Consider the following 11,692-nt stretch of genomic DNA (forward strand, 5'->3'; position numbering starts at 1 on the left):
GGCCCCGCGTCAACGTGCTTGCGCCTCGGCGGGTTTGGCCGCTGCGTCGGACCCCTTGCCGAACCGCGCGGCGAGCTGGTCCTGAACCTTGGCCAGCGCCTCGGCCTGAGCCTTGGCGTCCTGAGCGTCCTTGGCCTTCCTGGCTTCGGCAGCCTGCTGTTGTTCCGGCGTTGGCGGCGGGAGCTTGGCGATGGCCGGTGCGGCCAGCAGGCAGCCCAGAGACAGCGCGAGCGCGCGCAGCGAAGCAGGAACGGACGTGGATTCGTGTTTCATGAGTTTCGTCTCCCTGAGATGGTTGGGACGCTATCCAGCAGCTTGCGTGCGCGGGTCAGTGTCTGCCGTACTGCATTGTAGCCATCCCATGGAACATGGCGGGCGATCTCGTCGAGCCGCGCGCCGACGTTGGCGATGGCCCAGTGCGCGGACGACGACAGGTCGGGCTCCTCGTCCCAGGCAATCGGCATGGATACCCCCAGCCCCGGGCGGGTCCAGCGTGACTACCAAAGACCTGCCGCAGCAACTCGCGCCGCTTGGCCACTGCGAGTTTTCAAACGGGTGGCACTTGCAGTCGCGTATGACACCGCCTGCTCGCGCGGTGGAGTAGCATACAAGTCCCATATCGGTGAACGCCGGGGCGAAGACTGCTGACGAACGTGGTCGTCATCCCGGGCGCTAGGAGGAAGGCATGTGGCATTCCTGTCCGACGCGGATTGCGCGTCGGCACGTGGCTTCGTTCACCCTCATGCTGGCGGCTGTGCTGCTGCCGGTTGTGCTGCCCGCGGCAGCCGATGAAGCGTCAGGGCCCCGTGCTTACTTCCCGGCGGCGCAGCCACTCGCTTTGGACGGGGCCAGGCCGCAGGCGTCCGCCGTGGCCGGCACACCAGCGCAGCCCGTGGTGCCGTTGAGTGAGGACGAGCGGCGCTACCTGGCCTCCCTGCCTCGACTGCGCGTGCAGTTGCTGACCCAGTGGGCGCCGTTCAGCTACGAGGGCGAGGATGGGCAGCCCACCGGAATGCTGAGCGCCTACCTGGCCTACCTGAGCAGGACCCTGGGCCTGCGTCTCGATGTGAGTTCCGTCGCCGAACCGGATGAGTCCGGACGGTTGAGGGCGGCCGGGGAGATCGATCTCAATCAGTACGTCGAACCGGCGGAAATGGCGGATCGGCATCTCCCGACCCGTACCCGTCCCGTCGAGTCCTATCCCCTTGTGATCGTCGGACGAACCGATTCCCCGGCCATCGGCGAACTGTCCGAGCTTGCAGGCTCTCGGGTCGCCGTGGCCGCCAAGTCGGTCATGAGCGATCTGGTGCGCGCGGCGGTGCCGTTGGCGTCGATCGTGTCTGCTGTCTCGCCCGAGGCGGCGCTGGAGATGGTGCGGGACAACAAGGCCGATTTCTTCATTGGCAATCTGGCTACGCTGGATCGTGCTATCCAGAGCCGCTATGTGGGCCAACTCAAGGTTGTGGGCGCTACCGAGGCGCGGCAGCTCATCGGATTCGATGTGCGGCCGGGGCTGGAGCCGCTTGTGCCGCTGATCGATCGCGCCATCGAGGCCATGCCGCCAGAAGAGAGGTTGGCAGTCCGCAATCGGTACCTGACCACGAACTATCAGTTCGGTTTGTCGCGCAGCGAAGTCCGGCGGCGTGCCGCACCGTATGTGGCGCTGGTCATCACGGCGCTGGCGCTTTTGGCTCTCGGCTACTGGCGTCAGCGGCGGCAGGTCGCCATCCGCTTGCAGGCCGAGCGCGAACTCCAGCGGGCCCATCGACTGGCCGAGGAGGCGAGCGCAACCAAGTCGATATTCCTGGCGGGGATGAGCCATGAGATGCGGACGCCCCTGTACGGCATGTTGGGCACGCTGGAGCTGCTGACGCTGACCGCGCTGGATGACCGGCAGCGCCAGCACGTCGGGACAATTCAGGCGTCGTCGGCCACATTGCTGTCGATCATCGACGATCTGCTGGACTACACCAAGTTCGAGGCCGGGCAGCTCGATCTGGAGTCCGTGGCGTTCGATCCCGTGGAATTGGTGGAGGGCGTGGCTCGAGCCCACGCGCCACTGGCACTGCGCAAGGGATTGGCACTGACCTGCTATGTGCAGGCCGATCTGCCCTGGCTCATCGGCGATCCGGTCCGTGTCAGGCAGGCCCTCGACAACTTCCTGACCAATGCGTTGAAGTTCACGTCGGAAGGACACGTTGGAATCCGGGCCTTCCGCTCCGCCTCGACGCCCTCGGACGCGACGACGCTGGACCTGGTGCTGGAAGTTCTCGATACCGGTATCGGCATGTCGCCAGACACGCAGGCGCAACTCTTCGAACCATTCGTGCAGGGTGATGCCGCTACGGCCCGGCGCTTTGGCGGGTCGGGCCTTGGCCTGTCGATCTGCAGGAGGCTTGCCCGCAGTATGAGGGGCCGCGTCGCCGTCGAGAGCGAGCTTGGGCGCGGCAGCCGCTTTTCTTTTGCCGTGCCGCTGGAGATTGGGGAGGCACGACAGTCGGTCGAACCGGCATTGCCTAGCGTCGTTGTCCGGGCGCAGGACCCCGTATGGCGCGCGGATGTCATCGCCATGATCCGCCAGTCAGGAGGAAGGGCAATTGCCTGCCAGGGCGACGCCACCGACCCGGGCACTGTGCTGCTGATAGCGGACGAGACGCAGGGCCCCGTGCCGAACGGATACGCCGGAGTGGTCAGGCTCAAGGCAAGTGGGCCGCTGGAAGCCGGGGCGCGGGCCGAGGGCCTGGCCGTCTCCGCCTATCATCAGGCCGGCATCCTGCGCGCGCTGTGTCGGGCGGCAGGCATCCCGCTGACCAGCACGGCGTCCCCGGTTCAACGTTTGACGGAGATGCCGAAGCTGGATCTGCAGGTGCTGGCGGTGGACGACCATCCGGTCAATCGTCGGCTGATGCAGCAGCAACTAGAACAGCTGGGTTGCCGGACGACCCTGGTCAGTAGTGGCGAGGACGCATTGCTTGCTTGCAGTCAGGGCCAATTCGATGCGGTGCTGACCGATGTGCACATGCCAGGGATGGACGGCTACGCGCTTGCGCATGCCTTGCGCGCGGACGGCTTCACCATCCCGATCATCGGCGTCACCGCCAGCGTGGCCACCGGAGAGGCCGAGCGCTGCGTGGCATCGGGGATGAACGGACATCTGACCAAGCCTGTTCTGTTGCAGGCCCTTGCCGATCGCCTCAGGCAGGTGTTGCCGGACCGAAGTGAAGCGCTGGCGACGGCAGCCAGGAGCGCCGCTGAGCGGCCTCAGGGCGACGTCTCGCAAGATGACCGGTTGCTGCTGATACGCACCGTCTGGGAAGACGCGCAGGCTATCAGGCAGGCTGTCGACCAGAAGAATCTCGGGGCCGTGGCCGAGCGCGCGCATCGCGTTCGCGGCGCCGTCGCGCATTTGCATGACTGGGAGGAGGTGGCGGACCTGTGCAGGGAACTCGAAGCCGTGGCGCGCGATGCGTTCGATGCCGCCAAACAGCTCGCCGATGACCTGGACGGCTACCTGCAGGTGTACCTCGAAGCCGAGTCATAGCTCGCCGATGTGCCGCGCAAGACTTGGCCATCGATGCTGATGGCCTGTGGATTTAAGGCTTTCCCTAGGACTCATATCTCGTAGAACTTCTATTATCTCGACATGGCGACCCGGCCATACAAGGACAATGTGATCCACATGTCTCATTCAATCGACCGGGTCCGAAGGGGCATGATGATTCAGGTACTAATTGCCGACGATCACCCGGTAGTCGTCAATGGCATCCGTCGAGAACTAGGTGACGAGGTTGGGTTCGAAGTCGCTGGCACGGCGTATAGCCCCACCGAGTTGCTGCGTCTGCTCGATACCACCCAGTGCGATGTGCTGGTGACCGACTATTCCATGCCGGGGAGCGCGACTGGCGATGGCTTGCCGATGCTGCAGTTGATTCGCAGGCGCCATCCGGCCGTACGCATTGTCGTGATCACGATGCTTGATAATCCCGCCCTGTTGCGGAACATCCAGAAGGCAGGCATCTCGGTGATTCTTAGCAAGTCCGATCACCTTGGCCATCTTGCCCCCGCGATTCGGGCGGCCTTCGTCGGTATCGCCTATCTGGCGCCCGCGGTGCAGGCGTTGCTCGGCGATGCCAGCGATGAAGCCGGCGCGCCAGAGCCGAAGCTCTCGAAACGGGAACTGGAGGTCGTGCGCAAATGCGCGGCTGGTGTGCCCCTGGTCGAGATCGCCAGGCAGGCCAATCGCAGCAGCAAGACCATCAGCGCCCAGAAGAGCATGGCGATGCGGAAGCTGGGCCTGACATCGGATTACGAGCTTTATCAGTACGCCGTCACCCACGGCATGCTTGCGGCCGCCCAGTAATCGGGCCCGGTCGTTGCCGCTGCCACCGCCATTGCTGTAGTCGCAGCCGGCACGCGGGTCCCCGGACCCGCTTCTTCTTGTTCCCTCCCGCAGTTCCGTCGACTCTCCGCAGCGGACATCGCGCCACGCACCATTCCGGTGCGGACGCCTTGACCTGACCCCGCTACCTGCATGCATTGCGCCCAAATTTAATCGTTGCCTTATAGTCCCGGCCGCTCCCGTGAACCAACATGAATGCAGGCAGATACTGAATCGGGGTAGTAGGAAATGAAGAAAGTCAGGCTATGCATCGCAAGTGATCGACCTGCAGTCTGTCAGGCCCTGGCGCGGCGTCTGGAGTCCTTGCCGTGCATTGAACTCGTCGGTATCGACGGGCGTGCCGAGGAGGTGCTCGCGATCACGCAGCGCGGCGGATGCGACGTCGTGCTTCAGGTTCGGGAGCCGGAATCGGGCCTTGATCAATCCGCGCTGTTTCTCCGGCTGGTTGACGCTACGACGGCGCCGCTGGCCGCGCTGGTCGTGCAAGCTGATCTGACGCGCCGGGCCGATGTACTGACGCTGCTCGGCAGCGGTGTGAAGAACATCGTCAGCGCGCTGGATGACGCCGATGCCGTGGCGCAGGCGGTATTGATGGCGCAGATCGGCATCGGTTCGCTTTCCCCGCAGGCGATGGACGTGATGTGGGGTTCATGGCGTGCCGCGCCGCGCGCCTCCGATGAGATTTGCCACAGTCTTTCCCGGCGCGAACTGGAAGTCCTGCGCCTTTACCTGGCCGGCGTGCCGGTCTCGAAGATCGCCCGCGACACTGGCCGCAGCGTCAACACGGTCAGCGCGCAGAAAAAGAGTCTGATGCGCAAGATGAATGTGCAAGACCACGTGCAGCTTGTCGCGATGTCGATCCAGTACGGCCTGGTGTAGCACGAAGTAGCCTGGCGCGGCCCGCAACGCCCTGCCAGGTTGAAGCGAACGCCAGCCCCGACAGTGGGCTGGCCGCCTTGGGTTCCAAAGCCCCGGGACAACGCCCCGCTCGGCACTGCCGCCAAACTCGACGGCGCTTGGCGGTGTTCCAGATCCACGACACGACACACCGCATCGCGTAACCATGCGCCGCGGATGGGGGGAGCGTGTCGGCCTGAGTCCGAATGCCCCCCAAGCAGTAAGGGAAACCATCATGAGGAAGCTGATCAAAGGAGAGAAGCTGGCAGCGTTGCCATTAAGCATCTCTCAGATCCGCAATCTGGTTTATGTCTTTGTCACCGGCCTGCTGTTGCTGATCGGGCTGTCGTGGTTCGCGTTGCTCAAGTACCGCATGGACGAAGCCGTGGACTGGCAGAAGGTCCTGTTCCAGGCACGCGCGGAACAGGTGGAAGCGAATCTGAATGCGGTGCGGAGGATGACGCTGCGCGCGCAGGGCACGCTCGAACGTCTGGTCGAGGTTGGCGTCGGGAGGCCGGTGGCTCAGGCCGGTAGCCGCGACTGGATCGACCGGCTGCAGAAGCGCGGGGAGCGGCCGTACGTAGCGCTGCCTGTTTCGGCCGGACGCGAAGCGATCCCGGCCGATGCGAGCATTGCCCCGCTGGCGAACGTGCTGGCGTTCATGCTGCGCGTAAGCAGTGTCCAGTATCAGGGCCTGCAGAACGTCTGGCTCGTCGACCTCAACGCCGATCGCTTCTACGTCACGCCAAGCAATCTGCAGCAAGCCAGGGAAACATTGCGCAATGACGCAGCGTTCCAGACCTTTGTCGACGAGAGCATCGCGCGGCTGCGCAGCCGGAAGCTGCTGGAACAGTTGCAGGCGGCCCCCGGCCGAGTCGTGATGCTGGAGCCGGGCTACGACTGGGTATCTCGCACGCCCGTCGTCACGGTGGCTACCCTGATCCGTGTGGATGGCGAGCCATGCGCCGTGCTTGCGATGGACTTTCCGCTGAGCGCGATCTTTCCGGAGGAGGATGACTTTGAGGAAGGCTTCTTCGTGCAGACCGCAGAAGGGGCGATCCTCCGGCCGGATTCCATGTCCCGGGATCCGCTGCCGCCGGCAGTGAGCCAGGCGCTCGTGAAGCGAGCCCATGCCGCGACGAACTCGCCGACGTTTGTGGGTAGCGGGCTGCTACCCAGCGTCATGGTGCTGGACGGTCCGGTGGATCGCTCCGGATGGCGAGCCGTGGAGGTGGTGGAGACCGGCATGCTGTGGGAGCGCTTGCGGCGGAACACGCTTTGGCTGTTCGCATTGACTGGGCTGACCTGCACCTTGATGCTGGCATGGGTCCGTCTGGTGGACAGACGCATCATGCGGCCCACGCAAATGCAGTCGTTGCGCCTGCAGGAGAGCGAAGTCCTCGGTCGCACCATCATCGAGTCGACCGGCGTCGGGCTCGTGATTCTCGACAGCACGAATGCCGCGGTGTTGATGGAGAACGATGTCTCCGATCGGATCACGGCTCACGCAAAGCCCGGAGAACTGGCGCGCTTTCACTACGCGGCCGGCAATGCGCTGGCGGATGGCGAGCGCGGCAATACGGATGGCCGGCATGGGAAGTTCAACTTCGAGCTGGCGCATACCGATGAAACGGTGAGCCATCTTACCGTCCGCGTGGTCGAGTCAACGTATCAGGGCAAGCCGGCGAAGCTCTGCGCCATGGACGACGTGACCGCCGCCCGGCAGAGCGAAGCCACGCTGCTCCAGGCCATCCATGATGCGGATGCGGCGAATCGGGCAAAGTCCGCTTTTCTCGCGACGATGAGCCACGAGATTCGCACGCCGTTGAATGGCATGCTTGGCAGCATCGAGCTGCTGGAGGTGAGCGCGCTCGACGCGGTCCAGCGCGACCAGTTGGAGGTCATGCAGCAATCGGCGCAGTCGCTTATCCAGATCATCAACGACGTGCTCGACTTCAGCAAGATCGAGGCCGGGCAGATGGCATTGCAGGCGCGCCCCTGCCAGATCGATGGCCTTGTCGAGGACGTTTGCCGGCGGTTTGCCCCGGATGCGGAGCGCAGGTCGTTGCAGCTACTGTGCGTGATCGATCCCGCGTTGCACGGCCCGATCCTGCTCGATCCACTCAAGACGGAGCAGGTGCTGGGCAATCTCGTCAGCAACGCGATCAAGTTCACGGAGCAGGGAAAGGTTGTGGTCGAGGCTACCACCATGACGGAAGGTGGCAGGGACTGGCTCAAGCTGCGCGTGATCGACACCGGCATCGGTATCGCCATCGAGGATCAGCAGCGCCTGTTCGCGCCGTTTGTGCAGGCCGAGCAGTCGGACTCCCGCCGTTTTGGCGGCACGGGGCTGGGGCTCTCCATCTGCAACCGGCTCGTCGAGCTCATGAACGGTTCCATTCGCCTGGTGAGTGAGCCGGGGCTCGGCAGCTGTTTCGATGTGCGCATTCCGATGGAGCCGGTGACGGTCGCGCAGCCGGCCGACGTTGTGCAGACCGGTCTCTTGAACGATTTGTACATCGCGAGCGGCCTGAGTGGTCTGACCGTTGGGCTGTGCAGTCCCTCACGCGAGACCTACCACGGGATCGAGCACCTGTTGCAGCACTATGGCGCGGTGGTGGTCAGGTTCGATTCCTCGCAGCCGCCCGCCACGCCCGTGGACGTGGTGGTCTGCGAGCACGTGGATATCGATGCCTGTCCCGATGCCGACGTCGTGATCGAGAGCAACGCGTCCCTGTTGCCAGACACGAGTCAGACGCCGATCCGCGCCTCGCGGTACGCGTGGCGCGGCCTGGTTCAGGCGATTCTGACCGCCGCGGGGCTTGAACTCCCGAGGCCCGTGCAGCGGCGTGCCGACTCTGCCCTGGGGCAGCTCGCGCTCAAGTCGCTGCGCATCCTGCTGGTGGAGGATCATCGCGTCAACCAGGTTGTCATGCGCCGGCTGCTCGAATGGCTCGGGCAGCGGGTCGATGTTGCCGGCAATGGACGGGAAGCGCTGGCGCTGACCGCGAGCCAGTCCTACGACCTGATCCTCACCGACCTCCAGATGCCATCGATGGATGGATACGAACTTGCGCGGACGATGCGCGAACGTGGGATCACCGTTCCCATCGTTGCCGTGACCGCTAGCGTTGGTCCCGATCTGCAGAGTGCGTGCCAGAAGGCCGGCATCAACCGCAGCCTGACCAAGCCGGTACGGCTTGCGGCGCTTCGGGAACTGATCGAGTCCATGGATGCTTCACCACCCTTGCCGGATACGGAACCGTCGCTTATCCCGAAGGAAGCCATGCTGTCCTTGAGCGAGTACCTCGGCGAAGATCTGGCGGAACTGTCGGAGGCGGCGGCCGCAGGCGATGTCGTCCGCCTGATGCGCAAGCTTCATGCCCTGGCTGGCGCGCTCGCCACGCTTGGTCATGCGTCGGAGTCCCAGGCATGTCGGTGGCTCGAGCGAACCATCGAGGAGTCCGGTCTTGCGGGCATGGAGGAGCAATGGATCGCCCTGCGCACGGCGCTGGAAACGCTGATCGCGCAGTACGCGGGCGTGGAATTCGGGTAGCCCTTATCCGATCGCTAGATTCCAATCGTTACATATGGCATCCAAATTTAAGGGATTCCCAATGGAATTTAGGAATTATCTTGGTCATTATTGGGAAGGGTGACGGGGATTTTACGAATCGATGAAATTCCTCCGATTCATGCTGACGGTATTCATTCAGGCGAGATGTCTGGGCCGTCGTGGATACATTGGTAATGGAAAACGTTCAAGAGGTAATAGCAGCATGTCATGGATGCAAGTGATGCATGCCAGATCCCGCGAGTCTGGAAAATCCGACGATCCTCAGGCACAGGTTGTCGAGGACAGCATGGAATCCTGGTGGACGCCAGAATTGCTATCGGTGGAAGTGCTTCGCAACGCGATCGATTGTGGCGAATTCGTGGCCTGCTATCAGCCGCAATTCGATCTGGATGGGGGGCATCTGCGCGGGGTAGAAGCGCTCGCACGCTGGGCGCGTCCCGGCTTCGGCATGATTCCGCCTGCGGCATTCCTGGGGGCGTTGCGTGAGCACGATCTGTTGTCCGAACTGACGATCGTGATGATCTGGCACGCAGCCGCGGCGGTGCGCCGTTGGGAAGAGGGCGGGCTAGCGCTTCCGATCTCGATCAATGCGGAGTGGCGCTGCCTGGAAACGGGCAGGCTGCACGTCGCGCTGCGATCCGCCTGCCAGCATTTCGGTATCTCCATGCGTAGCCTGCATATCGAAGTGTCCGAGCAAACGGCGGTCAATGACCTGGCGGTGGCGCGGGACGCCATTCGGGCGCTCAGGGCAGAAGGCGTGCGCATCGCGCTGGACGACTTTGGGACGGGCGCTACTTCGCTGCAGTTGCTGCGCCATATCGAGTGCGACTTGATCAAGCTCGACCAGTCGCTGGTGAAGAACATCGGACGTGACCCGCGTGCCGCATCGCTGCTGGGCAGCGTCATCGGCATGGTGCGCGCAATGGGCCTCAAGGCCATCGCCGAGGGGGTGGAAAACTTCGATGACCTGGAGTGCCTGATCAGACTTGGCTGCCATCAGGCTCAGGGATTTCTGCTGGGAGCGCCGATGCCGGAGGCGAGCTTGGTCCATCAGTTCCTTAAACGCCGGGCACCGGCACGGTGGACGCCGGAAATGTGAGGTTTTCACCGGGTCGCGAATAATTGATTCTCATGATTCGAATCTTTCTTATTTGGCTGGGAAGATTCGGTAAATTCAAGTGGTGGATTATCTGCGGCAGGATTGAATGATATTGCAGCGAAATTTAAGGCTTGCCCTATTTAAGTGCAGTGTCAGCTAAACCAATAATGTAATTGGAGGCCGGCGGAGGATGGGGGATAGAAATGCAGTGCATTCTCCGATCCGCGACAGGATTTTGTTTTCGATGCCTGGCTGGGCCCTCCGGTTATATTTTTGATTCCTGTTTCTTGATAACTCCGATATGAAAACCAAGCTCATTTCCGCCACGATCGTAGCCATCGCCGCCCTGGGTACCCAACTCGCCCATGCCGCGCCGGACGGCACCATCACGTTCACCGGCGCCATCTCCGCCACGACCTGCAAGATTAACGGTGGCACCGCGCCAGTGAACTTCACGGTCACGATGCCGACCGTTTCGACGACCACGCTGAACGCCATGGACGCGACTGCCGGCCGCACGGGCTTCCGCATCGCCCTGACCGGGTGCACGCCGGCCACTGGCAACGTCCACACGTACTTCGAGGGAGGCTCCACCGTCAATCTGGGCACTGGCCGACTGATCAACGCCGGCTCGGCCACGGCAGTTGAAGTCGAACTGCTGAACAAGGACAGCTCGATCATCACCGTGGGCGCCTCGGACGGCGTTGGCGTCGGTCTGCAGAACTCGAAGTCGGTGGCGATCACGGCTGGCGCTGCCAACCTGGACTACTACGCCCAGTATCACTCGACCTCGGCCGCCGGCTCGGGTGTGGGCACCGTCAGCTCGACGGTGACGTACGACATTTCCTACAACTAAGCCGTCTGCCTGGATGGCGCCCCGGCATCCGTCAGGGTGCCATCCGGCTCCAGCACACCGCATTTGCATTTGCTGTCATGAAAACTAGGTCAACGATTCAATCCGCGTTGGCCGCCGGGATGCTTGTATTGGGCCTTACGGGTTCTGCAGCGCACGCTTCGGTGGTCCTGGGCGGTACGCGCGTCATACTCGACGGGAAAGACAAGGAAGCCACGATCCGGGCATCCAATGAAGGCAAGACGCCGGCATTGATCCAGACGTGGGTGGACAAGGGCAATCCCAAGGCTTCGCCGACATCCATCGAAGTGCCATTCACGGTGATGCCTCCGGTGGCGCGTATCGACCCGAGCAAGGGGCAGACACTGCGCGTGCTTTACACCGGCGAGCCACTGCCAACGGACAAGGAGTCCGTGTTCTGGCTGAACATGCTGGAGATCCCCCCGAAAGCCACGGGTGACCTTGCGGACGCCAATCGTCTGCAACTGGCGTTCCGCACCCGCGTCAAGCTCTTCTACCGGCCCGCCGGCCTGGTGGGTACCGCGTCGGAAGCACCGGCGCGCGTGACCTGGCGCATCAAGCCCGCGGGCAAGGCACTGGCCATCGAAGCGACCAATCCGACGGCTTATCACGTCTCGTACGCCGGCATCGATGTGTCCGCGGGAGGCAAGACGATTCGCAATCAGGAGGGCGGCATGGTCGGCCCCGGCGAAACGAAGACATTTCCTCTCGATGGCGAAGTGGGCGTGGGTGCCGATGGCACCGTGCACTATCGCGCGATCGATGACTGGGGCGGCCCATTAGAGGGCGATGCTCCGGTAGTCCCGGCCAGCTGATCCACCAGCGCCGGCGCTGACAGCCGGCGTC

At 63.4% G+C, this 11,692-nt stretch carries 9 protein-coding genes; 7 read left to right on the forward strand and 2 right to left on the reverse strand.

Annotated elements, in window-relative coordinates:
• Positions 1–9: 9 nt before the first annotated feature.
• Positions 10–273 (reverse strand): hypothetical protein, encoded by a 264-nt coding sequence (locus RN01_RS19950; RefSeq protein ID WP_017514862.1) that lies wholly within the window; start codon positions 271–273, stop codon positions 10–12.
• A complete protein-coding gene (locus RN01_RS19955) occupies positions 270–464 on the reverse strand; it encodes a hypothetical protein (protein ID WP_017514861.1) in 195 nt (64 codons plus the stop codon). Before RN01_RS19955 ends, RN01_RS19950 begins: the two co-directional genes overlap by 4 nt.
• Before the next feature lie 221 nt (positions 465–685).
• Here RN01_RS19955 and RN01_RS32530 point away from each other — a divergent pair, with 221 nt between their 5' ends.
• The 7 genes from RN01_RS32530 to RN01_RS19990 all read left to right on the forward strand — a co-directional run bounded on the left by RN01_RS32530 (position 686) and on the right by RN01_RS19990 (position 11,661).
• The gene (locus RN01_RS32530; protein WP_024570501.1) at positions 686–3,541 is read left to right on the forward strand and encodes an ATP-binding protein; all 2,856 of its coding nucleotides are present in this window, start codon (positions 686–688) and stop codon (positions 3,539–3,541) included.
• 138 nt (positions 3,542–3,679) lie between these two features.
• Positions 3,680–4,360, forward strand: coding sequence for a response regulator (locus RN01_RS19965; protein ID WP_369799873.1), 681 nt, complete (start codon positions 3,680–3,682; stop codon positions 4,358–4,360).
• A 342-nt stretch (positions 4,361–4,702) separates the two neighbouring features.
• A complete protein-coding gene (locus RN01_RS19970; protein ID WP_017515893.1) occupies positions 4,703–5,278 on the forward strand; it encodes a LuxR C-terminal-related transcriptional regulator in 576 nt (191 codons plus the stop codon).
• A 253-nt stretch (positions 5,279–5,531) separates the two neighbouring features.
• The gene (locus RN01_RS19975; RefSeq protein WP_039016758.1) at positions 5,532–8,852 is read left to right on the forward strand and encodes an ATP-binding protein; all 3,321 of its coding nucleotides are present in this window, start codon (positions 5,532–5,534) and stop codon (positions 8,850–8,852) included.
• 241 nt (positions 8,853–9,093) lie between these two features.
• The gene (locus RN01_RS19980; RefSeq protein WP_223277446.1) at positions 9,094–9,972 is read left to right on the forward strand and encodes an EAL domain-containing protein; all 879 of its coding nucleotides are present in this window, start codon (positions 9,094–9,096) and stop codon (positions 9,970–9,972) included.
• A gap of 301 nt (positions 9,973–10,273) precedes the next feature.
• Positions 10,274–10,828: a fimbrial protein gene (locus tag RN01_RS19985; protein ID WP_017512136.1), complete on the forward strand. Its 555-nt coding sequence runs from the start codon at positions 10,274–10,276 to the stop codon at positions 10,826–10,828.
• Between the two features lie 77 nt (positions 10,829–10,905).
• Positions 10,906–11,661, forward strand: coding sequence for a fimbria/pilus periplasmic chaperone (locus RN01_RS19990; protein ID WP_024570505.1), 756 nt, complete (start codon positions 10,906–10,908; stop codon positions 11,659–11,661).
• Positions 11,662–11,692 lie beyond the last annotated feature (31 nt).

The organism is Cupriavidus sp. SHE (assembly GCF_000812445.1).
Taxonomy (GTDB): Bacteria; Pseudomonadota; Gammaproteobacteria; order Burkholderiales; family Burkholderiaceae; genus Cupriavidus; species Cupriavidus metallidurans.

Excerpts from the sequence above, each read along its gene's own strand:
- RN01_RS19985 (WP_017512136.1), top strand. The coding sequence starts at position 10,274 with ATGAAAACCAAGCTCATTTCCGCCACGATCGTAGCCATCGCCGCCCTG.
- RN01_RS19955 (WP_017514861.1), bottom strand. The coding sequence starts at position 464 with ATGCCGATTGCCTGGGACGAGGAGCCCGACCTGTCGTCGTCCGCGCAC.
- RN01_RS19965 (WP_369799873.1), top strand. The coding sequence starts at position 3,680 with ATGTCTCATTCAATCGACCGGGTCCGAAGGGGCATGATGATTCAGGTA.
- RN01_RS19975 (WP_039016758.1), top strand. The coding sequence starts at position 5,532 with ATGAGGAAGCTGATCAAAGGAGAGAAGCTGGCAGCGTTGCCATTAAGC.
- RN01_RS19980 (WP_223277446.1), top strand. The coding sequence starts at position 9,094 with ATGCATGCCAGATCCCGCGAGTCTGGAAAATCCGACGATCCTCAGGCA.
- RN01_RS19950 (WP_017514862.1), bottom strand. The coding sequence starts at position 273 with ATGAAACACGAATCCACGTCCGTTCCTGCTTCGCTGCGCGCGCTCGCG.
- RN01_RS19990 (WP_024570505.1), top strand. The coding sequence starts at position 10,906 with ATGAAAACTAGGTCAACGATTCAATCCGCGTTGGCCGCCGGGATGCTT.
- RN01_RS32530 (WP_024570501.1), top strand. The coding sequence starts at position 686 with ATGTGGCATTCCTGTCCGACGCGGATTGCGCGTCGGCACGTGGCTTCG.